Consider the following 22,903-nt stretch of genomic DNA (forward strand, 5'->3'; position numbering starts at 1 on the left):
CTGTCGCGGGACGGGCGCATCCAGGTGACGCTCTACCCTAGAGGCCCCACTTTAGAGGAAGGAGAAGTCGCTCGTCGAGAGAGCCTTGACGTTCTGCAGGATCGCAACCAGTTCCAGGTCCGCTGTCGCGGCATTGCCGTCGGCATCGTACCAGAGGCGGCCATTGTCGGTCTCGAACAGGAACGTGCCCTTGCTGCTTGCCGCGACCGGGTCCGCGCCGGTGACCAGCGTCACCGCCGTGTCGCCGGCGGCGATGCCAAAGGCGGCGCGATCGATGATGAGCTTGTCCTGGCCACGGACGAAGTCGGTGATGACGTCGCCTTCACCGTCGCGTCCTTCGCGGTCGAAGACGAACCTGTCGTTGCCGGCTCCGCCGGTCAGCCAGTCGTCCCCTGCGCCCCCGACCAGGGTGTCGTTGCCGTCGCGGCCATCGAGGATATCGTCGGCGCCCTTGCCATAGAGCGTGTTGGCGGTCGCATCACCGCGAATTTCGTCATCGGCTGCGCTGCCGATGATGGTCTCGAAATTCTTGACGGTGAGACCGAGCGCCAGCCCCTTGTTCTTGGCCTGGGTCTGCAGATCGAGTACGACTGACGTCGCTCCCGCCGCAAAGCTCAGCGTATCGATACCGACGCCGCCATCGAAGAGGTCCTTACCGGAATGAACGGTGCGGGTGAGAACGTCGTTCCCGGCATCGCCGAAGAGCTGGTCGTCGCCGGCGCCGTCGCGGAGCGTGTCATTGCCGTTGCCGCCCCTTAGGACATCGTTGCCGGCCATGCCGTCGAGGATGTCGTTGAGGGTTCCGCCCGTAACCGTGTCCTTGCCCTTGCTGCCGACATAGTCCAGCGCTTCGAAGGCGTTGAAGGATGTCACCGTGTCGACATTGACCGTGCCGGTCGAGAAGTTGAAGGCGATATCCTTCGTCTGCTCGGAGACGTTCAGCCTGATCACGTCCGTGCCCGTGCCGCCGTCGGAGCGATCGCCGATGCCGGCATAGACCTTGTCGTTGCCATCCTCGGCGTAGATCACATCCCTGCCGCCGGTGGTGGTCGCCGTGTCACCATAGATGGTGTCGTTGCCCGTTCCAGCACGGATCGTGTCGTTGCCCGCATCGCCGGACAGGAGATCGTTGCCCGCCCCGGCGCTGAGACTGTCGTGACCGGCGCCGCCGCGCAGATCGTCGTTGAGGCTGCCACCAGCGAAGACGTCGTTGCCCGTCCCGCCGACGAGCGCGACCCGCTCGACGTTTTTCACCGTGACCGGAGCATTCGTCGCTGTCACCGATGCAGCAAGCTTGAAGGTGATGCCCTGCGTATACTTGCTGAAATTGATGGAGGCGAAGTCGGTACCCGTTCCACCGTCAACGACCAGCGTGCCGGTCGAGGCGGTGCGCGTGAAGCTGTCGTTGCCGGTTCCGAGATTGACCGTGTTGTAGCTGGCCGCTCCCGTGGCGCTGTCGCCGACGCTGACCACGTCGTTGCCGTCGCCGGCAGTGATCGAGTTCTTGCCACCAAAATCGCGGATGACATCGTTTCCTGCGCCCGAGTTGAGGGTGTCGCTTCCCTCTCCGCCATCGAGCGTGTCGTTGCCGTTGGTGCCGATCAGCGTGTCATTGCCGCCGTAACCGTAGAAGGCGACGCTGAGCGCGGAGCCGACGGACTTCACCACGTCATTACCGGAGCCGAACTCGACGCGGTAATGCTCGAAGTTCTTGAGGCTCGTACCGTCGGAGAGCGTCGCCGTGGCACCGGTCGCAGAGAACGTCTGCGCGGTTGTCAGCGAGCGACGGTCGACCGCGACCGTGTCTGTGCCCGTGCCGCCGTCGCCCTTGTCGGCGCCGCCGTCGCCCAAGGTGACGGAGTCGTTGCCGATGCCGCCGTTGACGGTGTCGCGGCCAATTCCGGCGAGGAGCGTGTCGTTGCCGGCACCGCCGTCGACGTAGTCGTCACCGGCCGCGGCGTCGACATAGTCATTGCCGCTGCCAGTCACGACCTTGTTGATGCCCGAGCCGCTCGCGTAGATCGAGTAGTGCTCGACACCCTTGAACGTCGTGCCGCCGGCGAGAGTATTGATTTCGGTGGCTGCCTTCGCGGTGAAGTTTCCGGAGAAGTTGCGGACCACCAGCCGGTCGCTGCCGCTTACGTCGGTGATCGTGTCTTTGCCTTGGCCGTAGGTGTAGTTGAGAGTGTCGTCGCCGGCGCCGCCCTCAAGCTTGTCGTCACCGATACCGCCGTCGAGCGAGTCATTGCCGGCGTCGCCTGCCAGGTTGTCGATACCGGCACCACCGGAAACGACATCACTATCGTTGCCGCCGGAAAGCACGTCGTTGCCGGCATCTCCCGAGAGCCAGTCTGCGCCGTCGCCGCCATAGACCTTGTCGTCGCCGTCACCACCACTCAGGTAGTCGCTCCCGGCGTCACCGTACAGGGTGTCAATGCCGGCGTCGCCGTTCAGGAAGTCAAAGCCGTAGCCGCCGCTGAGCGTATCGTTGCCGTCTCCGCCCTGGAGCAAGTCATGACCGCGTCCGCCCGAAAGCCGGTCGTGTCCGAGTCCCCCGGTCAGCATGTCTGAGTAGTTACCGCCGGTAACGACATCATCGAAGGCCGTTCCGGTGATGCTGAACGCCTCGACGTTGGTCGTCTGGATGCCTCCGATCAGCGTTTGCGGTGCGATCCAATCCTTGATCGCGATGTTAAGCTTTGCGCCGTGTTCCGAGTAATCGAGCATGACCATGTCGGTGCCGGAGCCACCATCGACCACATCGCCGGAGACTTCGCTGAGCTCAAAGGCGGTGATCGTATCCCGACCACTGCCGCCGTTGAGCTTGTCCTGTCCGGCCCCGCCGCTCAGCATGTCGCTTCCGCTGTTGCCGTTCAGCGTGTCGTTGCCGTCGCCGCCCATGAGGCTGTCGCCCTGGAACGAGCCGCTGACGGTGTCGTTGCCCTCGTCGGCACTCACCGTATCGCTGCCCATGCCGCCGTTGACGATGTCGTCGCCGGCAAGCGCCGCGATGAAATCATTCTCAAGATCGCTGCCGGTCAAAACGTCCTTGCCGACAGTTCCGAAGATATTCGCCATATGTCTTTCCTTGTTCCTGTGCATCGGGACATGCGTCGCTGTTCGCAGAGGCGGCTGCCTCGGCGTGGTGATGGATGGTTTTTTGGAAGAGGCGCCCATGACGGGCGGTCGCTCATCGTCGCGAGCGACAAGGCATCGAATAGACTAGATGCGATGCCGTTTCATGGAGTGTCTCCCCAGCCTAACCCCTCGCAAGTCACGCGGTATTGCGTGACCTGAAGAACGTTCCCTGCCGTTCTTGCTGCCATATATTGACGAGTCCGAGAACGTTTTGTGTTTCCGCGGGAACAGACCAAACGGGTAGATTCCCGGATCCATACGCAGATCTATGGTTGCAGAGAAAGGCGCCCGGATGACGACGGATCACAGCCTTCTGTGGGACTGGGTCAACGACAGCGGATAGCGGGTCGGATGGTAGGCAGCGGCGCTCACGTTGACCGTGCGGTTGTGCGTGTCGTAGGCGATCTGGTCCAGCGTCAGAACCGCAGCAGGTGCGTCGAGTTGGAGCAATGACGCCTCCGTGTCGGTGGCGAGCCGGGCGCTCAAGGTCGATTGGCCGCGCGACGGAATGATTCCATAGCGGTTCTCGAACTCCGCATAGAGCGACCGATTCTCGACCGTCCAGTCGATGTCGAGGATGCCGGGCGCGAGCGACGCGGAAAACCAGTCCCGCTGGATGACGACCGGCACGTCATCGAGGAGGCGCAACCTCTCCAGGAAAACGACGTCTGCGCCGGTCGGCAGGGACAGCGGCCGCGCCACCTCGGCGTCAGCACGGATGATCTTGCCGGCGAGCAGCCGCATCCCGGGCTTGAGATTGTTCGCATAGGCCGTCTGGGTGAAACTGCGCACGATCTCGAGCTCATAGATCGGCTTTGGTTCGGTGACATAGATGCCCTTGCCGGGCCGTGTCTGCAGATAGCCGAGGTTCTCGAGTTCCTTGACCGCCTGGCGCACCGTAATGCGGCTGACGCCATAGGCTGCGACCAGTTCCCGCTCTGACGGAAGCTTGTCGTTGACCGCAAGTTCCCGCCTTTCGATCATGCCTTTGAGCAGGTTTCGCAATTGCACGTAGAGCGCATCCGGGTGGTTGCGATCGATGGGATTTTCGTCCGGAAGATTTGCGTGTCGTGCCATGTGCCGTTCGTTTCAGCCGCCAGTTGCCGGATGCCCCTCTGCATTGCACCTGACAAGATTGAAGACAAGAGCCGGGTGAGATTCCATCCAACCTTGCTTCCCCGCATACCGGTGTCGAACCACCTGGTGGATTGCTGGAAAAGCGTCTGCAGATCGAATTGACATAACTGGTTATATCCAGTAGCGATATCACAATCGGAACGGCGGAGTAAAGAATGAAACTGACCTTGATTGGCGGCGGCGGCGTCCGGGCACCCCTGTTTGTCGGATCCGCCCTGCGGCGCGCGGAGCGAAGCGGTCTGACCGAGATCTGCTTGCAGGACATCAATGAGCAGAAGCTCGATCTGTTCGGGCGGATCAGCCAGGAGCTGGCCCGGCGCATGCAATCCCCGGTCAGGATCACGATGTCTGCCGATGCCGAGCGGGCGCTGGAAGGGGCAAGCTACGTCGTCACCACGGTCCGGCCCGGCAATGAAGAGGGTCGCGTCAAGGACGAACGCATCGCGCTTGCCCATGGCGTGCTAGGTCAGGAGACCACCGGTCCGGGCGGCTTTGCGATGGCGCTCCGCAGCATTCCGGTGATCCTCAAATACGCGGAAATCCTGAAGAAGGTCAGCCCCGACGCCTGGCTGTTCAACTTCACCAACCCGGCGGGCCTCGTCGCGCAGGCTCTGCAGAACGAAGGCTATCACCGCACGGTCGGCATTTGCGATGGTGCTAACGGTGCGCAGGAAGCCTTGGCGCGCTGGTACAAGGTGCCGCAGAATGACGTGCACGCCGAGGTCTATGGCCTCAACCACCTCTCCTTCACGAGGAGTGCAAAGATCGACGGCAAGGAAGTGCTCCAGCCGCTGCTTGACGACGACGCCTTTATCCGCGCGACGTCGCAGCGGATGTTCGACAGCAAGCTGATCCGCCACCAGCGCAACTGGATCAACGAATATCTCTATTACTACTACTATGCGGAAAGGGCCGTCGAGGCGCTCAAGTCGGACGAGCGCACGCGTGGTGAAGAGGTCAAGGACCTGAACGCGGCATTGATCGCCAAGCTCGGCACGATCAATCTCGATACTGACGCCGAGGGAGCACTTGCGGCCTACTATGCCTATGAGCGGCGACGCAACGCGACCTACATGCATTACGCGCTTGCCGATGCGCCGAGCATGGAAGAGGCCGACAAGTTCGTCGAAAGCATTGCGGCCGGAGAGACCGGCGAAGAGGGTGAAGGCTACGCCGGCGTCGCGCTCAACCTCGTCGATGCGCTGCAGACCGGAAAGCCCTGCTATACGGGCCTCAATGTCCGCAACGAGGGCGCGATCGACGGCCTGCGTGCCGACGATGTCGTGGAAGTGAGTTGCGTGGTCGACAAGAGCGGTATCGGACCGCTCAAGGTGGGCGCCATGCCCGAAGCTCAGGCGCAGCTCGTCCAGAACGTCAAGCGCTATGAGCGGTTGGCCGTCCGCGCGATCAAGGAGCGGAGCCGCGAACTCGCCGTCGAGGCGCTGATGGCGCATCCGCTCGTGCTCTCCTATTCGCGTGCGGTGCCACTGGTTGACGAATATCTCGCGGCGCATGCGCAATATGCAGGTGACTGGTCGTGAGCGAGACGCTTGGCTCCCGTTACGACGTGATGGTCGTCGGAGAGTACTACTTCGACCTGATCTTCCGCGGTCTCCCGGATGTGCCGAAGATCGGTGCCGATCTTTGGGCCGAAGAGTTCGAATGGGTACCGGGTGCTGCCTATTCGACGGCGCTGGCGCTCGCCCGGCTTGGAACGAAGGCGGGGTGGTGGTGCACCTTCGGCAACGACATCTTCAGCCGCATGATCATCGATGAAGCGCGGCGGGAAAACATCGATGATGGGCTCTTCATCCATCTGGACAAGCCGTTGCGCCGGGTGAGCGCGGCATTCTCGTTCGCTCATGACCGCGGCTTCATCAGCTATGCCGAGCAGCCGGACCCGCTGCCGAAGCCGGAGGATCTCGATCGCATTCGGCCGCGCATCCTGCTGCTGCAGGGCTTCTCGCTCGACGAGGAGCGGCGCGCGCTCATCCAGGCGGCGCGTGATCTCGGTATTATCGTCTGCTCCGACTTGCAGCATGTTGACTACAAGCTCTCGACGCCCGGCATCGAAGACATGCTGAGGCTGATAGACGTCTTCCTGCCGAATTCCTCCGAGGCGAAGGCATTGACCGGCGTGGATGACGCCGAACGTGCGCTCGCCTCGATCGCCCGTTTCTGCCCGACTGTCGTCGTCAAATGCGGCGCGGACGGCGCCATCGCCTCTTCGAAGGGAGAGGTCTGCCGCGTGCCGGCGCTCGCCGTCGACGTGTTCGACACGACCGGTGCCGGCGACTGCTTCAATGCCGGCTTCGTCCACGGCTTGCTCAACGAGCCGGACTTGCGCGGCGCAATCGAAATCGCCGTCATCTGCGGTTCGCTCGCGGTGACCGGCTATGGCGGCCGCAATCTGCCTTTTGAAAAACATCTTAAGAAATATCGGCGGCGGGAGGCCGCGATATAGCGACGTTCACAAGAGAACGAATGAGGGAACGACATGAAACACAAACTGAAAATGCTGGCAGGCATGGCCGTGGTGGCCTTCGCATCGGCGCTCCCGGCAAAAGCCGAAACGGTCTCGATGTTCTGCTCCGCGACCGACTACGAATTGTGTGAAAAGGCCGTCGCGAAGTGGTCGGAGAAAACCGGCAACGAGGTGAAGCTCAACCGGATGCCGCAGAACCTCGACGATGCGATCCCGATCTACCAGCAGCTCTTCGCGGCCCAATCGTCGGACATCGACGTGCTCTATATCGACGTCATCTGGCTCGGCATGTTCAAGGATCATCTGCTCGATGTCACGTCGAAGATCCCGGAGGACGAGGTGAAGGCGCATTTCGCCTCCGCCACGGATGCCGCGCGCCTCGACGGCAAGCTTCTGGCGATGCCCTTCTATATCGACACCGGGCTGATGTTCTATCGCAAGGACCTGCTCGAGAAATACGGCAAAGAGCCGCCGAAGACCTGGGATGAAATGACCGCGACCGCGAAGGAGATCCAGGACGCGGAGCGCAAGGCCGGAAACCCGGATATGTGGGGCTATGCCTGGCAGGGCCGCAGCTACGAGGGCCTGACCTGCGACGCGCTCGAATGGATCGCCTCGGCCGGCGGCGGAACCATCATCTCCGACGATGGCGAGGTCACCATCAACAGCCCCGTGACAGAAGCGGCGCTGACCCGTGCGCGCGGCTGGATCGGCACGATTTCGCCCGAGGGCGTCCTCAACTACGACGAGGAAAATTCGCGCGCCCTCTTCGAAAGCGGCAATGCGGTGTTCCACCGCAACTGGCCCTATGTTTGGGGCACATCGCAGGCGGAAGGCGGCAAGCTTGTCGGCAAGGTCGGCGTCTCCGCCCTTCCGCTCGGAGCCGAGGGGCAGAAGTCAAGCGGCTCGCTCGGCACGGCCTATCTCGGGGTCTCGAAATATTCCGAGAAGCAGGAACTTGCGGCTGACCTCCTGCGCTACATGGTCGGCCTCGAGGACCAGAAGATGCGCGCGATCGAAGGCGGCTACAACCCGACTGTCGCGGCGCTTTACGAAGACGCCGACGTGCTGGCGAAGATCCCCTTCCTCGGCATGGCAAAGACGGCCTTCGAGGAATCGGTCGCCCGTCCCTCCGCCGCCACCGGCAAGAACTACAACCGCATTTCCCGCACGTTCTACCGGGCTGTCCATGACATCATCTCCGGCAAGGACGATGTCGCCAAGGAACTTGCCGATCTCGAACGGCGGCTGCAGCGCGACGTGAAAGCCGGCGAATGAACAAAGCGGCACCTCCGGGGTATCTCGGAGGTGCCCTTTCGCAAATGTGCGGTTCGACGCGACGAGTTCCCGATGGTGAAGCCGACGAGGTGCCGACGCATGGGATAAGTGTCGGGCTCAGGACGATCCGCGAGGCGCGCAGGTGCAGGCCGCTTTTGAGCGGCGGCGGTAAGAAGGAAGCGCTGCAGCGCGTGGCGACGGCTGACGGATTCACGGCTGACTGGCCTGCGACCATCGTGCTCGAATGCAGCGACAGAGAAATCCTGGCCGACGGTGCCGCGGCGAGCCTTTGAAGGACAGCGTAATGGCTTCAGTCACCTTGAAAAACGTCAGCAAGACTTTTGGCGCTTACGATGTCATCCGGTCGATCGATCTGGAAATCGCGGATGGCGAGTTCACGGTGTTCGTCGGCCCGTCGGGTTGCGGGAAGTCGACGCTTTTGCGCCTGATCGCCGGGCTGGTCCCGGTTTCCGAAGGTGACGTCTTCATCGGCGGCGAGCAGGTGACCGACGTGCCGGCATCGAAGCGCGGGCTTGCCTTCGTCTTCCAGTCCTACGCGCTCTACCCGCACATGAACGTGTCGCGCAACATCAGCTTCGCGCTCGAAACCGCGCGCCTCGGCAAGGACGAAATCCCGCGCCGCGTCGCCAAGGTCGCGGAGATGCTGAAGATCGGCCATCTGCTCGACCGGCGCCCGCGGCAGCTTTCCGGCGGTCAGCGGCAGCGCGTAGCGATAGGTCGCGCGCTTGTCGGCCAGCCTGAGGTTTTCCTCTTCGACGAACCGTTGTCCAATCTCGACGCCGATCTGCGCATGGAAATGCGCTTTGAGATCGCCAAGCTGCATGCCGACGTAAAGACGACGATGATCTATGTGACGCACGACCAGACCGAGGCCATGACGCTCGCCGACCGGATCGTCATCCTCAATCAGGGGCGCATAGAGCAGGTCGGTCGGCCGAGGGAGCTTTATGACCGGCCGGCAAACAGGTTCGTCGCCGGTTTTCTCGGCAGTCCGCGCATGAACTTCGCGCCGCTCGACCGCACCGCCTCTTCCGGCGGCGTGCTCCGGGGCGTCGGCGGATTTTATCATGCTGCGGAACTTGCTGACGCCGACGGCCCCGTCGAAATCGGTCTCAGGCCCGAAGCCCTCAAGCTGGTGAGCGCCGAGACCAAGGGCGCGATCCGCGGGACATTCGAGCGCATGGAAGATCTCGGCTACGAGTATGTGTGCTATGTGCGGCTTGACGAAACGCTGGTCTGGACGGTGCGCTCGACCGGAAGTCCGCCCGCATTCGCTACGAGCCAGCCGGTTGGGCTCGGCTGGCAGCCTGAAAACCTCTATCTCTTCGGCGAAGACGGGCGACGGATCGATCACGGTGGCGCCATGCAACTGGCATCGGGAGCTTCGCTGTGAGTGCGGCCGAGAGGATGCAACGGCAGCAGAACCGCACGGCCTGGCTGTTTCTGCTGCCGCTGATCATCGCGCTCGTCGGCGTCGCGATCTGGCCGCTCGCGCGCAGCATCTTCTTTTCCTTCACCGACGCCTTCCTCGATGCGCCGGCGAACTACGGTTTTGTCGGGATCGACAATTTCATAACCGTCGCGGAAGATCCGGTGTTCTGGCGCGCGGTCAAGAACACGCTGTTCTTCACGGTCATATCTGTCGGTCTGGAGACGCTTCTTGGGCTGGCGATCGCGCTTTTGCTCCACCGGGCTTTCATCGGTCGTGGCATCGTCAGGGCAGCGATTCTCGTTCCCTGGGCGATGCCAATGGTCGTCTCGACCCGGATATGGGAATGGATGCTCAACGACCAGTTCGGCCTCGTCAACAAGCTGCTCGTGACCGTGGGCCTCGTCGAGAAGGGCATTGCCTGGACCGCCGAACCATCGCTCATCCTCTATACCGTGATCTTCATCGATGTCTGGGTGACGACGCCGTTCATGGTGCTGCTCATTCTCGCCGGGCTCCAGCTGATTCCCGAGGAGATCTACGAGGCCGCGGAGGTTTCCGGCGTGCCGCACTGGAAGCGCTTCTGGTCGATAACGCTGCCGCTCGCCACGCCGGCGATTGGCGTTGCGATGCTGTTTCGCACGCTCGATGCGCTCCGGATGTTCGACCTGAGCTATGTGCTCGCGGCCAACAATGAAAACACCATGACGATGTCGATCTATGCGCGCGACCAACTGATCAGCTTCCAGGACCTCGGCGTCGGCTCGGCGGCCTCCACCTGGGTGTTCATGATCATCGGGCTGATCGCGATCCTTATCGTTGGCGTCCTGCGCCTCGATCGCGCGACGGGGTGACGAAAATGGCAATGACGACGACTGCCACCGCACAACGCTATTCCAACAGCACCTATCGCACGATCCGGCGTGTGAAGACTTTCGGCCTCTATGCGGGTGTTGCGGCCGTGCTCGTCTACATGCTCTTTCCCTATTACTGGGCGATCGTATCGTCGACCAAATCCGGCCAGGCGCTCTATCAGTTCAGTCTCCTGCCATCACTGGATTTCAGCAACTACTGGCAGTTGTTCCACAATCCGGTTTTCATGGGCGCGCTCATAAATTCCGGTCTGGTCGCTTTCGCGAGCACGATGATCTCGCTGGTGATCGGCATTCTCGCGGCCTATGCGCTAGGGCGGCTGCATTTTTCGCCGGGCCGGACCATCTTGATTGCCGTACTGATGATCTCGATTTTCCCGCAGGTGGTGGTGCTCTCGGGAATGTTCGAAGTGATCGGCTGGCTTGGACTCTATAATCGCCCGTCGGCGCTCATCGTCTCCTATCTTATTCTCACGCTGCCCTTCACCACCTGGATCCTGACCAGCTTCATTCGCGATCTGCCGACCGAGCTCGAGGAGGCGGCGCTCATTGACGGTTGTTCGCGGCTGAGGGTCCTGACCCATGTGCTGCTGCCGCTGATGGGGCCGGCGATCGCCAGCACCGGGCTGCTCTCGTTTATTCTGGCGTGGAACGAATTCCTGTTCGCGCTCACCTTTATCCTGACCGACGAGAACCGGACCGTTCCGGTTGCGATCGGCCTCCTCACCGGCAGCAGCCGCTACGAATATCCGTTCGGCCAGATCATGGCCGCGTCGGTGACCGTCACGTTACCGCTGCTAGTGCTGGTGTTGATTTTCCAGCGCAAGATCGTCGCTGGCCTGACATCGGGTGCTGTGAAAGGGTAGTTGTGTTGCCGACAAGCAGGCACCGCCCGCGATTCATGCAGATGATCAAAAAATAGGCGGCGCGTTCGCGTTAATTCAGCTTGCCCGGAATACCGGGGCGATCTTTGGTTTCGGCGCGGACGGCCTCTTCGTGATACCAGCAACCGTCTATGGCGGCGGCGCAAATGTCTTGCACGTCGAGATCCGCCTTCTCGTCCCGGCGATTTTCCATCCTTCTGAGCGGTTTCGCGGGGAACGGATAAATCGTCGCCGACCTGCGGTACAAACTCTCGGCCATCGTCTGGTCTCCCTTGAGTTCCGTGAGGGAGCATAGCGCATCGCATCCGATTTGCACATAGTTTGCGCGAAATGATGAAAACTCAATCAATTGCGCGCCGTATTTGTGGGCACGCGCTTTCGCCGATTAAAAATTAGCCGCGGTTGCCGGAATTTTTGCGGCGGTAATACGCTTCGGACGCAATCTGGCTTCGCCCCGGCGTGTGGTTCGATGGCGTCGGTCCGACGCGGCGGGAGCGTGGCCCGGTGCGGAGCGGGGCTGAGCCGAAATCAACTAACCGATTGACTCTATTACAGCGTTCCAGCTGCCTAGCGGGCAGTGGATGGCTCCGCGCTCGGACCCGGGATCCGGGCCGTCATTCAATTCCTTCACCATCGGCGGGCCGCAACGGCCGAACTGGCACGCAAAATGCTTGAGCAGTTCCGGATCCCTGGCGGTCGGCGCTTCGCAAGCGTGTCTGTCCGTCAGGATTTGTTCAAAGCCTCGCAACACCACGTTATGAGAGATTCGCAATGACAAAGTATAAGCTCGAGTATATCTGGCTCGACGGCTACACCCCGGTACCGAACCTGCGCGGAAAAACGCAGGTCAAGGAATTCGATGCATTCCCGACGCTCGAGCAGCTCCCGCTCTGGGGGTTCGATGGTAGCTCGACGATGCAGGCCGAAGGTCGCAGCTCCGATTGCGTGCTGAAGCCGGTCGCGATCTATCCGGACCCGGTTCGCACCAACGGCGTACTGGTCATGTGCGAAGTCATGATGCCCGATGGCAAGACCCCGCATCCGTCGAACAGCCGCGCGACGATCCTTGACGACGACGGTGCCTGGTTCGGTTTCGAGCAGGAATACTTCTTCTACAAGAACGGCCGCCCGCTCGGCTTCCCGGAGCAGGGCTATCCGGCACCGCAGGGCCCGTACTACACCGGCGTCGGCTACAAGAACGTCGGCGACATCGCACGCCAGATCGTCGAAGAGCACCTCGACATCTGCCTGGCTGCCGGCATCAACCATGAAGGCATCAATGCCGAAGTCGCCAAGGGACAGTGGGAATTCCAGGTCTTCGGCAAGGGTTCGAAGAAGGCTGCCGACGAAGTCTGGATGGCTCGCTACCTGCTGCAGCGCCTGACGGAAAAGTACGGCATCGACATCGAGTGGCATTGCAAGCCGCTCGGCGACACCGACTGGAACGGCTCGGGCATGCACTGCAACTTTTCGACCGCCTATATGCGCGAAGTCGGCGGCAAGGACTATTTCGAGGCGCTTATGGCTGCCTTCGACAAGAACCTGCATGAGCACATCGCCGTCTATGGCCCGGACAACCACCTGCGCCTGACCGGCAAGCACGAGACGGCGCCGTGGAACAAGTTCAGCTATGGCGTGGCCGACCGCGGTGCATCGATCCGCGTTCCGCACAGCTTCGTCAACAACGGCTACCGCGGCTATCTCGAAGACCGCCGCCCGAACTCCCAGGGTTGCCCCTATCAGATCGCCTCGCAAGTGCTGAAGACGATCTCGACCGTTCCGACCGAAGGCAGCGTCGCGAAAGTCGCATAAACACTCCCCGCGGCGCCGACGCGAATGTCGGCGCCGTGTCTCTTTCTCCGGGCCGGTATCGGTTTTCTCCCGGAATCCGCAAGCGATCAGTAACACCCATCGCCGCTTTCAGCGCATTCTTGCGTCGAGGATCCAGTCGACTGCTTCGGAAATATCGCGAAGTGTCGCAGTCGGCGCCGGCTTGAACCGCCTCTCGTCCCCTTCCCGGTACTTGCCCGTGCGCACCAAGAGGGCGTACGCGACGCCTGCCTGCAGGCCCCCCGCGACATCCGTTTCCGCGTCGTCACCCACCATGACGGCTTGATCGTCCGGACAACTCATCGTTGCGAGCGCAGACCGGAAGAACGGCTGCGACGGCTTCCCGAGCACGATCGCGCTCTTCTGGCTGGCGAATTCCAGTCCTGTTACGAACGCACCCGCGTCGAGGCTGAGCTTTCCATCGGAATCCCTGAAGGTCCGGTTTGGCGCGAGTGCCAGTAATTCCGCACCGGCAATCAATTCTCGAAACGCCGCGTTGAGCGCCGGATAATCGAAAGCGTTACCCGCATCACCGACAACGACGGCCTTTGGCAAATCCCGGGTGAGATCGTCGAATTCCTGTATGAGATTGGGATGGACAAGCAGGTGTGGCGATCGGCGATGTTCGGCGAGCCACTGGCGCGCCGCCTCGGCCGGTGTGAACACTTCGTCGGCCGCCACGGAAAGGCCCAACCGCGCAAGCCGGTCAAGAACGGCCGGTTTGGTCGAGCGGGTGGTGTTGCTGACGAAGCGGATGGGAAGGCCGACGTCACGCAGGCGGCGAACGGCCTCCGTTGCGCCAGGTACGGCCTTTTCGCCGTCGTAGATGACGCCCGCCAGATCCAAAAGTACACCGCTGATCATCTGAGCAGGATGACATGGAGACGTTGCTGGTCAAGGCGCGCAGGCGAGGTGAGGGCGACAAACCGCGAGGTGCCGAAAATCGCCGCCAAGGCCTAGTGGACCTCGGCATGAAATAGCACCTACTAGAGGAGGAAATAGCTTGCAGTGATCGTCAGCGGATCATCCAGGTGCAGCAAAAAGTCAGCCTTTTTGTCCCCGTTGACGTCGGCATAGACATAGGTGTCGCTCTCTTGCTTAACATATCTCAGTTCGCCGGCCTTTCCGCTAAATGCGCTCGAACCGATGAAGGCAAAGGCCTGGTTCCCCGCTGCAGCGGTATTGGCGTCTATTGCCGAGAGATCTGTTCGATCGCCACCGGTATAGTTGAAATCATAGATCGTGTCGCGAGACGTAGCGGTAGAGTCCGTATGTGACTTGAAGACGAACTTGTCTGCACCTGCACCTCCGTAAAGGGCGTCGGCGCCTTGTCCGCCGATGATCGCGTCGTTGCCGTCACCGCCGGAGACCCGATCGTTGCCCGCGCCACCATTTAAGGTGTCGCTGCCGGACCTTCCTGTGATTGTGTCATTGCCGGATGTTCCGCCGGTACCCCCTGGCTCAAAGTCACCGGGGATCAGAAGCTTTTGGCCCGTCCAGGTAGAATGTCATTCAAACCCCCATCTAATCAGAAATGAGGGTGCACGCATAGCAGGCGAAAATAGGTATCGCAACCAAGGGTTCTTGGGTAGCGTAAATAGTTTGTTGCTATCGAAAATTAGCGCGCCGGCGCGCTACGTAATCGGGTTAGCTCTCCCAAGGGAGGCCGATGCTGTCATCGCAATGGGCGAATTGTTTTTCGAGTAACCGGCGCAGCTGCTACTTGCGTCAGACGGGTCGCTTCATGCGACGCCGGCCTTCCGTGATCATGACATGCGACGAAGCATGTCGTTGATCCGTGGCGTCGTCGCGTCATTACCCGCGGCGGATGTCCGGGAAGGTTGCCGGGTCGATGCCGAGGGTACGCAGGTCGCGCGCGTTCGGGCGGCGGTGGCCTTCGACGGCGGCGGCGGCAGCGTTCGCAGCACCGAGAACGGCGAAGGCGCGGCCAATGAAACCCATGCGGTTTTTGCTGGTGGCATTCATCTCTTTGCTCGCTTTCGTTTTCTATTTGATGAGCAAAAGATGGGTCTGAGAGGCAGTTTTTGCAATGCACAAAACCTCACCCCAGCCATGCAGTGCAAGCACGTCCGCGATGGGGAAGGCCTTTAAGATTGGGAAGAAAAAAAGTGGAGCGGAAAGAGGGCTGCCCCTCCCTCTTGCCGCTCCGTGAACCGCCTTGGGAGGCGAAAGGGTCAGTCCTCGCTGGCGGCGAGTTGCGCAAGCACCTGGCCTCGTCCACGCGCTCTCAGGATGAGCGGCACGATAAGGGCAAGGGCCGCGATCACCAGAAGCACCGCCGCGATCGGCGAGGTGAAGAGCACGGTGAAGTCACCCTGACTGATCGAAAGCGCCCGGCGCAGCTGTTGTTCGGCGAGCGGCCCGAGGATCAGGCCGACGACGACTGGGGCGATCGGATAGCCGAAGACGCGCATTACATAGCCGAGCAGGCCGAAGGCGAGCAGCATGCCGAGTTCGAACACGGACGGGTTGGCGCCGATGGTGCCAAGCGTCGCGAACAGGAGGATGCCCGCGTAAAGCCACGGCTTCGGGATGGTCAGGAGCTTCACCCAGAGGCCGATCAGCGGCAGGTTCAGGACCAGCAGCATGAAGTTGGCGATGAGGAGGCTCGCGATCAGGCCCCAGACGAGTTGCGGGTTGGTGGCAAACAGCAGCGGTCCGGGCTGGAGGCCGTATTGCTGGAAGCCGGCCAGCATGATCGCCGCAGTCGCCGTCGTCGGCAGGCCGAGCGTCAGCAGCGGCACCAGCGTGCCGGCGGCCGAGGCATTGTTGGCCGCTTCCGGCCCGGCGACGCCTTCGATGGCGCCATTGCCGAACTCCTCCGGGTGCTTGGTCAGGCGCTTCTCGGCTGCATAGGAGAGGAACGTGCCGATTTCGGCTCCGCCGGCCGGCATGGCGCCGATCGGGAAGCCGATCACGGTGCCGCGCAGCCACGGCTTCCAGGAGCGCGCCCAGTCCGCAGCGTTCATCCAGACCGAGCCCTTGACGGCTTCGACCTTGTCCGGGCCGCGATCGCCCTGGGCGGCGATGTAAAGGGTCTCACCGATCGCGAACATGGCGACTGCGAGCGTCGTCACCTCGATGCCGTCGAGCAGATCCGGCACGCCGAAGGAAAGGCGCGCCTGGCCGGTCAACTGGTCGATACCGATGCAGGCAAGTGTCAGGCCAACAAAGAGGGAGGTGAGGCCGCGCAGCGTCGAGTCTCCGAAAGCCGAAGAAACCGTGACGAAGGCAAGCACCATCAGCGCGAAATATTCGCGCGGGCCGAAAACGAGTGCGAGCTTGACGATGTACGGCGCGATGAAGGCGAGCGCGAGTGTCGCGATGAGACCGGCGACGAAGGAGCCGATCGCAGCGGTCGCCAATGCCGGGCCGCCGCGTCCGGCGCGCGCCATCTTGTTGCCCTCGAGCGCGGTGACGATCGATGAGCTTTCGCCCGGCGTGTTGAGCAGGATCGAGGTGGTCGAGCCACCATACATGCCGCCATAGTAGATGCCGGCGAACATGATGAGCGAGCCGCCTGGATCGAGCCTGTAGGTGACGGGCAAGAGGAGCGCGACTGTCAGCGCCGGGCCGATCCCGGGCAGAACACCGACGGCGGTGCCGAGCGTCACGCCGATGAGCGCGTAGAGCAGGTTCGTCGGCTGGGCGGCGACCAGCAGCCCCTGGAGCAGGAAGTCGAAAGTAGCCATGGTCGTCGGCCCTCTCAGAAGAAAAGGTGTTCAAGCGGCCCTGAGGGCAGCGACAATTGCAGGAGCTTGGCGAAGATCAACCAGACGAAGAAGCTGAACGCTATGCCGACCGGAATTGTGAGCCACAGCTCGCGTCTGCCAAAGCCGCGTGCCGTCATGGCAAAGAGAATGCCGGTTGCGATCGAAAAGCCGAGCGTGTTCAAGAGCAGCATCTGGGCGGCGAGGCCACCGACGATCCAGAAGACAGGGCCGAACTCCTGGTGCTCTCGCTCGGCAAAATCGCCGCGCCATCCTTCGATAGCCGTCCAGATTGCGAGGCCGATAAGACAGCAGGCGATCGCATAGGGAACCGTCGTCGGGCCGATCTGCGAATAGCCGGCGAGCCCGGTCAGGCGCGAAACATCCCAGAAGATCAGGCCGGCGATGAGCGCCAGCACGACGGCGATGATGAGCGCCGCCCTGTCAGGGCGGCGCGTTTCGACGGAAGGGTGGTTCCCCTTGTTCATTTGACCAGTCCGATGTCCTTGAGGACGGTTTCGGTTGCCGAAACGTCCTTCGCGAGCTGCTCGTTGAAGGCGTCGCCGGCGAGGTAGGTGTCCTGCCAGCCCTTCGTCTTCAAGACTTCCTGCCAGCCCGCGGACTTGGCGAGCTTTTCGATGTCGGCGCTGACGGCGGCCTTCTGCTCATCGGTGAGGCCGGGGGCGGCCGCGACCATGCGCCAGTTTTCAACCACCACGTCGACGCCCGATTCCTTCAGTGTCGGTGCGTCGATGCCTGGGAGACGCTCTGCACTCGAGACGGCGAGCAGCCGAAGCGTGCCGGCCTTGACCTGCGATTCGAATTCGCCATAGCCGGAAATGCCTGCGGTCACCTGGCTGCCGAGAATGGCGGCCAGCGCTTCACCACCGCCGGAATAGGCGATGTAGTTGATCTTCGTCGGATCGACGCCGGCAGCCTTGGCGATGAGGCCGACGGCGATGTGGTCGGTGCCGCCGGCAGAGCCGCCCGCCCAGGAAACGGCGCCTGGATCCTTCTTCAGCGCCGCGACCAGGTCGGCCATCGACTTGATTTCGGAAGCCGCCGGAACGACGATCGCCTCGTATTCGCCGGTCAGGCGCGCGATCGGCGTCACGTCCTTGAGGGTCACCGGCGAATTGTTGGTGAGAATGGCGCCCACCATGACGTAGCCGCCGACGAGGAGCGCGTTCGGGTTGCCCTTCTGCTGGCTGGCGAACTGCGCAAGCCCGATGGTGCCGCCGGCGCCGGGAACGTTCTGCACCTGGACATTGCCGGAGATACCTTCCTGCTGCATGACGGTCTGCAGCGAACGGGCTGTCTGGTCCCAGCCACCGCCGGGATTGGCCGGCGCGATGATCGTATAGTCGGCGGCATATGCCGGAAGCGCCAGGGCGCCAGCGAGAATGGATGCCAGGAAGAAGTGTTTCAAGGTCGGTCCTCCGTAGGGCGCGTTTAATCGCGCGTGCGTTGATTATCGTCGCGTACGGGAGAAGCACGTGGCTGGTTCTTTGCGCGCCAGCCGCTGACCGTGGTGGTGATTTCCTCCCGATGCGCTGCTGACGGCCCGCCTCCACGGATCATCAGCGTTCCCTAAGCCACCATAGAAAGCTGACATTAACCTGACACCAAGTCGGTCTTGCGTAAATGGATTGTTTTTGTTTGCTGAAACGTCAGTGGAGCCTGAGCACCTCGTTCCAGCGCGCGATCAGCCGGGCGCGCTTGACCTGGTCGAGATAGACCATCAATCCCGGGCTGACCGGAACGGGCCGCAATTGCCCGCCGAGCATCTCCTGCATGGTATTGGCCGTGTTCTCGCCCGCGACATCCGGGCTGACGGCGGGGATCTGCAGTTCGCGCGCCATGATGGTCTGGCCTTCCTTCGACATGAAGAATTCGAGGTAGCGGCGGCCGAGATCGGGGGAGGCGGCCGCCTGTGGCACCAGCCCGATGCGCGACATCACGACCGTATAGTCCTTCGGCAGCACGATCCCGACATCGGGATGGCGCGAGGCCCAGTCGGCGGCATAGGAGCCGAGGATATTGTAGCCAAGAACGAACCGGCCATCGGCAACCCGTTCGACGATCGCCTGGCTGGTCGAATAGAGTTTGACGCCCGCGGCGCCCATCGCCTGAATGACGCTCCAGATGTCGCCGAATTGCTCCTGGTCGCGCGACATGAAGAGGAAGCCGACGCCGGAGCGCTCGATATCGTAGGTGCCGATCCGGCCGAAGACGGCGCTGCCCTGTCGCTTGAGATAGTCGACGAATTCCGCGCGGGTTGCAGGCGGCGGCTCGGTCTTGAAGCTTGGCTTGTGATAGACGAAGACGGCCGGCTCGAAGGTCAGCGCATAGGCCGTGTTGCGCCAGTTCGCCCAGGCCGGCCAGCGGCCGCTCATCGGCAGGTCGCTGCGTTGGGCGTAGCCGTCGTTGCTGAGCTTGACCTGCAGGTCCATGGCTGACGAGAAGGCGAAGTCGGCCGTCTTCTCGCCGGCATCCGTCTCCTTGACGATCCGGTCGTAGATCTCGCCGGTCAGCATGTCCTCGTAGCGTACCGCCACGTCCGGATTGGCCTTCTGGAAACCAAGGATCATCGGCCGCGCGAGCGGTTCATCGAGCGAGGAATAGACCACCAGAACGGGGGCCTTGTCATCTCTGGAAAGGGCCGGGAAGAACACGGGCGCCGCAAGCGCCAGCCCGGGAAAAATGAGACAGAAAAGCAGGGAGATCAGGTATCGCATAATTCCACAATGCCTTACAGCGTCGCGTGTCCGTTCAGGCACGCAGAGGCCGCCGTAACAGCTTGAAGTGCTGCATGTTTTTCTCCCTAAATCAATTCCGATTTAAGGAATTATGCAGTAGCCGCCTGCCGTTCACAAGCAAGCCTGCGGCCGATAAAGTGATCGGGGGAGAGCGACATTGCGAATCTTGCTCGTTGAAGACAATCAGGCGCTGGCGGAGGGCCTATCCGCGATCCTGCGCGGAAGCGGTTACGCGGTCGACGTCGTCAGCGACGGCGCCTCGGCGCACGCGGTTGCTGCCGCGGAAAGTTTCGATCTGGTGATCCTCGATCTGAACCTGCCGGAAATGGACGGGCTCGACGTGCTGCGGGCCATGCGAGGGCGGCAGAACCGGGCGGCGGTCCTGATCCTGACGGCGCGCGGCACCCCGGAGGAACGGGTTAAGGGCCTCGATCTCGGCGCCGACGACTACATGATCAAGCCTTTCGACATCGGCGAGTTCGAAGCGCGGGTGCGGGTTCTCCTTCGCCGTCAGGCAGGACTGCGTGCCTCCGTCGTCAGCTATGGCAATGTCTCCCTGGACCTGACCTCGCGCAGTTTCTCTTCCGCCGGGGCGCCGATCGAAATTCCCGCCCGCGAGCTCGGGCTGCTCGAACTTCTGTTCATGCGGGCCGGCAAGGTGGTCGCCAAGGAGGCGATCGTCCAGTCGCTCACCGGTCTCGATGACGATCTCAGCGCCAATGCGATCGAGCAATATGTGAGCCGGCTGCGAAAGCGCTTGGCGCCTTACGGGCTGACGGTGCGCACCGCGCGCGGCATCGGCTATTATCTCGACAAGACGGCCAGCCCCGAATGAGGACGGCCGTCTATTCGCTGCGGCGCAGGCTGCTCGGCTGGCTCTTGATTTCCACTGCCGTGATCGGGGTGCTGGCTTTGACCGACACCTACCGAGAGGCGGTCAAGACGGCGAATGTCGTCTCGGACCGCGTGCTTGCCGGTTCGGCGCTGGCGATTGCCGAACGCGTCGTCGTCGCCGAGGACGGCTCGCTTCAGGTCGACATTCCCTATGTCGCGCTGGAGATGCTTACGTCCGCAGCGCAGGACCGGGTCTTCTATCGGGTCGACGGCCCCCCCGGCCAATTCATCACCGGCTATCAGACGCTGCCCTCGCTCGCGGAAGGCCAGGACCAGTCGACGACGTTCGGCGACGCCGTCTTCCGCGGCGAACCCATTCGCATTGCGGCGCTCCGGCGTTCCGCCTCAACCGGTGTCAGCTCCGTTCCCTTTGTCGTCACCGTTGCCGAAACGACGATCGCGAGGCGGCAATTGACGCAGACCATCCTTCTGCGTTCCGCCCTGCGCCTCGGCCTGATGATCGCTGGCGCGGCGATGATCGTCTGGATCGCCGTCACCTTTTCGCTGAGACCACTCTATCGGCTTGGCGACGCCATCGCCGAACGCAGCCCCGATGACCTGCATCCGATCGGCGAGCGCGTGCCGAGCGAGGTTCAGGGGCTCGTCGACACCGTCAACTCGTTCATGGTGCGTCTGCAATCGGCGCTCGACGCGCTGCGCCATTTCACCGGCAACGCCAGTCATCAGTTGCGAACGCCGCTGGCGATCATCCGCACGCAGCTGGCGCTTGCGCAGAGAGCGGGAACGATCGAGGAAACGCGGGCTGCCGCGCGCAAGGCGGATGAAGCGGTCGCACACGCAGAGCGTATTCTCGCGCAGCTGCTGCTGATGGCGAAGATCGACGCGGCGGGGAAGGATGAGGCGCGCGGCTCGGAGCGCATCGAACTCGTCGGGCTCGCGCGTGAGATCACCGCCGACCATGTGCCGGCGGCCGGCGAGGCAGGAATCGACCTCGGCTTCGCCGGCGACGGCGAACACTGGATCCGCGCCGAGCCGCTGCTCGTCGGCGAGCTTCTGAAGAACCTGATCGGCAACGCGCTCCTCTATGCCGGACGGGGCGCCGAGGTCACGGTGCGTGTCGAAGGGCGCAACGATGCTGTCGTGCTTGAAGTCGAGGACAATGGTCCCGGAATCCGACCGGAATTGCGCGAAGCGGTGCTCAAGCGTTTCCGACGCGGCGGCGACGAGGCGCCCGGCACCGGGCTTGGCCTGCCGATCGTCGAGGAGATCGCCAGGCTTTACGGCGGGACGATGCGCCTGGAGGACGGCGAGGGCAGGCGGGGATTGAAGGTGGTGGTGGCGTTGCCGGCGGGGTGAGATTCAGAGGCCGCTGCCAATCCTGCTCCGCGTGGTCGCCGCACCTCGGATATGGGCGTATCGCTTAGACGATGTGCCTCCAAACAAAAATGACCTGCCCGGGATTTCCCGGGCAGGTCTCGCTTAGGCTATGCCGATGCGTCCGATCAGAACGGCGAATCGGGGAAGTAGAAGTCCTTTGCATTGTCCTTGGTGACCAGCGTCGCGTCGATCGTGTAGGTGCCGCGCACCGGAACCTGGCCGTAGAAGTTGGCGGCCGTCATTTCGAGCGCGGTGCCGACCATTGCCGGCGGATAAAGAACGTCGACCGGGATCATCTTGTCGCCGTCCATGACCTTCTTGATCATTTCCTTCGAACCGGCGCCGGCCACGACATACTGGATGTCGGTGCGCTTGGCCTGCTCGATCGCCTGAAGGACGCCGACGGCCATGTCGTCGTCCTGGCACCAAACGACGTCGATCTGCGGATACTTGGTCAGGTAGTCCTGCATCACCTTGAAGGCGTCGTCGCGGTTCCAGTTGCCGTATTGGCGATCGAGGATTTCAACCTTCGAGCCGGCGACGCCCTGGTCGAAGCCGTCCTGGCGCTGCTGGTCGATCGGGATCGGCAGGCCGCGAATGACGACCACCTTGGCTTCCGGCGTCGTGGCCTTGATGTATTCGCCGGCGACCTGACCGAGAGCGGGGTTGTTGCCGGCGACATAGAGGTCACGCACGCTGTTGTCGTTGACCGAGGGCGCGCGGTCGACGAGCGCCACGAACGTGCCCTTGCCCTTGACCTCCTTGATGGCGTTGACCAACGGATCGGGATCGGTCGGCAGGATCACCAGCGCGTCGATACCCTGGGTTTCGAGGTCCTGCACGGCATTGGCCTGGCTTGCCGGATCCGGCGAGGTCTTGACGATGACGTTGAGGCCCGGATGCTGCTCCATGAGCGTTTTCGCGACGCGTTCCGCATGGAACACGACACCGGCGGTCCAGCCATGGTCGGCCGCAGGGATCGAGACGCCGATCGTGACTTTCCTTTCCTCCGCGTGGGCCACGCCCGTCAGTGCCATCATCGCGACGGCAGCAATGCCCATTAATCCCTTTCGCATGTTTTCTTTCCTCCCAATGTGTCAGGGTCTT

21 protein-coding genes are annotated in these 22,903 nt (G+C 62.4%); 11 read left to right on the forward strand and 10 right to left on the reverse strand.

Features of this window, described 5'->3' with window-relative positions; translation table 11 throughout:
• Positions 1-51: 51 nt before the first annotated feature.
• Together QN222_RS08120 and QN222_RS08125 are read right to left on the reverse strand one after the other, a co-directional pair.
• Positions 52-3,078, reverse strand: a complete 3,027-nt coding sequence (locus QN222_RS08120; RefSeq protein ID WP_284005354.1) for a calcium-binding protein — start codon at positions 3,076-3,078, stop codon at positions 52-54.
• Positions 3,079-3,441: 363 nt separating this feature from the next.
• A complete protein-coding gene (locus QN222_RS08125; RefSeq protein WP_283965466.1) occupies positions 3,442-4,215 on the reverse strand; it encodes a GntR family transcriptional regulator in 774 nt (257 codons plus the stop codon).
• 215 nt (positions 4,216-4,430) lie between these two features.
• Between QN222_RS08125 and QN222_RS08130 the strand changes: the two genes are divergently transcribed.
• The 7 genes from QN222_RS08130 to QN222_RS08160 are packed head-to-tail and all read left to right on the forward strand — an operon-like array spanning position 4,431 to position 11,226.
• Positions 4,431-5,816, forward strand: coding sequence for a 6-phospho-beta-glucosidase (locus QN222_RS08130; protein WP_283965467.1), 1,386 nt, complete (start codon positions 4,431-4,433; stop codon positions 5,814-5,816).
• Positions 5,807-6,739 (forward strand): carbohydrate kinase family protein, encoded by a 933-nt coding sequence (locus tag QN222_RS08135; protein WP_336621020.1) that lies wholly within the window; start codon positions 5,807-5,809, stop codon positions 6,737-6,739. The genes QN222_RS08130 and QN222_RS08135 overlap by 10 nt, the downstream gene beginning before the upstream one ends.
• Positions 6,740-6,772: 33 nt before the next feature.
• Complete coding sequence (locus QN222_RS08140) at positions 6,773-8,038, forward strand: ABC transporter substrate-binding protein (RefSeq protein ID WP_283965469.1); 1,266 nt, start codon at positions 6,773-6,775, stop codon at positions 8,036-8,038.
• Positions 8,035-8,331, forward strand: coding sequence for a hypothetical protein (locus QN222_RS08145; RefSeq protein WP_283965470.1), 297 nt, complete (start codon positions 8,035-8,037; stop codon positions 8,329-8,331). Before QN222_RS08140 ends, QN222_RS08145 begins: the two co-directional genes overlap by 4 nt.
• Before the next feature lie 11 nt (positions 8,332-8,342).
• Complete coding sequence (locus QN222_RS08150) at positions 8,343-9,452, forward strand: ABC transporter ATP-binding protein (protein WP_284005355.1); 1,110 nt, start codon at positions 8,343-8,345, stop codon at positions 9,450-9,452.
• Positions 9,449-10,342 (forward strand): sugar ABC transporter permease, encoded by an 894-nt coding sequence (locus tag QN222_RS08155; RefSeq protein WP_283965472.1) that lies wholly within the window; start codon positions 9,449-9,451, stop codon positions 10,340-10,342. Before QN222_RS08150 ends, QN222_RS08155 begins: the two co-directional genes overlap by 4 nt.
• An 11-nt stretch (positions 10,343-10,353) precedes the next feature.
• Positions 10,354-11,226: a carbohydrate ABC transporter permease gene (locus QN222_RS08160; RefSeq protein WP_283965473.1), complete on the forward strand. Its 873-nt coding sequence runs from the start codon at positions 10,354-10,356 to the stop codon at positions 11,224-11,226.
• Between the two features lie 70 nt (positions 11,227-11,296).
• Here the strand turns inward: QN222_RS08160 and QN222_RS08165 are convergent, their stop codons facing one another.
• The gene (locus tag QN222_RS08165; RefSeq protein ID WP_283965474.1) at positions 11,297-11,503 is read right to left on the reverse strand and encodes a DUF2735 domain-containing protein; all 207 of its coding nucleotides are present in this window, start codon (positions 11,501-11,503) and stop codon (positions 11,297-11,299) included.
• A gap of 512 nt (positions 11,504-12,015) precedes the next feature.
• Between QN222_RS08165 and QN222_RS08170 the strand changes: the two genes are divergently transcribed.
• Entirely contained in the window at positions 12,016-13,056 is a 1,041-nt protein-coding gene (locus QN222_RS08170; protein ID WP_284005357.1) for a glutamine synthetase beta-grasp domain-containing protein, read from the forward strand.
• Between the two features lie 108 nt (positions 13,057-13,164).
• Here QN222_RS08170 and QN222_RS08175 read toward each other — a convergent pair whose 3' ends face one another.
• Complete coding sequence (locus QN222_RS08175) at positions 13,165-13,938, reverse strand: TIGR01458 family HAD-type hydrolase (RefSeq protein ID WP_283963352.1); 774 nt, start codon at positions 13,936-13,938, stop codon at positions 13,165-13,167.
• A gap of 122 nt (positions 13,939-14,060) precedes the next feature.
• Entirely contained in the window at positions 14,061-14,555 is a 495-nt protein-coding gene (locus QN222_RS08180) for a M10 family metallopeptidase C-terminal domain-containing protein (protein ID WP_336621021.1), read from the reverse strand.
• Between the two features lie 304 nt (positions 14,556-14,859).
• Here QN222_RS08180 and QN222_RS08185 point away from each other — a divergent pair, with 304 nt between their 5' ends.
• Entirely contained in the window at positions 14,860-15,186 is a 327-nt protein-coding gene (locus QN222_RS08185) for a hypothetical protein (RefSeq protein WP_283963354.1), read from the forward strand.
• Positions 15,187-15,269: 83 nt separating this feature from the next.
• On the opposite strand, the gene QN222_RS08190 is transcribed toward QN222_RS08185, so the two are convergent.
• From QN222_RS08190 to QN222_RS08205, 4 genes are all read right to left on the reverse strand, one after another.
• Positions 15,270-16,787, reverse strand: coding sequence for a tripartite tricarboxylate transporter permease (locus QN222_RS08190; protein ID WP_283963351.1), 1,518 nt, complete (start codon positions 16,785-16,787; stop codon positions 15,270-15,272).
• Between the two features lie 14 nt (positions 16,788-16,801).
• Positions 16,802-17,293 (reverse strand): tripartite tricarboxylate transporter TctB family protein, encoded by a 492-nt coding sequence (locus tag QN222_RS08195; protein ID WP_283963350.1) that lies wholly within the window; start codon positions 17,291-17,293, stop codon positions 16,802-16,804.
• Entirely contained in the window at positions 17,290-18,234 is a 945-nt protein-coding gene (locus QN222_RS08200; RefSeq protein WP_283963349.1) for a tripartite tricarboxylate transporter substrate binding protein, read from the reverse strand. The genes QN222_RS08195 and QN222_RS08200 overlap by 4 nt, the downstream gene beginning before the upstream one ends.
• 241 nt (positions 18,235-18,475) lie before the next feature.
• Complete coding sequence (locus tag QN222_RS08205) at positions 18,476-19,543, reverse strand: ABC transporter substrate-binding protein (protein WP_283963348.1); 1,068 nt, start codon at positions 19,541-19,543, stop codon at positions 18,476-18,478.
• A 178-nt stretch (positions 19,544-19,721) separates the two neighbouring features.
• Between QN222_RS08205 and QN222_RS08210 the strand changes: the two genes are divergently transcribed.
• Complete coding sequence (locus QN222_RS08210) at positions 19,722-20,399, forward strand: response regulator transcription factor (RefSeq protein ID WP_283963347.1); 678 nt, start codon at positions 19,722-19,724, stop codon at positions 20,397-20,399.
• On the forward strand, positions 20,396-21,775 hold the full coding sequence (locus QN222_RS08215) for a sensor histidine kinase (protein WP_283963346.1): 1,380 nt from the start codon (positions 20,396-20,398) through the stop codon (positions 21,773-21,775). The genes QN222_RS08210 and QN222_RS08215 overlap by 4 nt, the downstream gene beginning before the upstream one ends.
• Before the next feature lie 146 nt (positions 21,776-21,921).
• On the opposite strand, the gene QN222_RS08220 is transcribed toward QN222_RS08215, so the two are convergent.
• Positions 21,922-22,872, reverse strand: a complete 951-nt coding sequence (locus tag QN222_RS08220; RefSeq protein ID WP_283963345.1) for a substrate-binding domain-containing protein — start codon at positions 22,870-22,872, stop codon at positions 21,922-21,924.
• Positions 22,873-22,903 lie beyond the last annotated feature (31 nt).

It is taken from the genome of Sinorhizobium sp. 6-70 (assembly GCF_030124375.1).
Classification (GTDB): Bacteria; Pseudomonadota; Alphaproteobacteria; order Rhizobiales; family Rhizobiaceae; genus Sinorhizobium.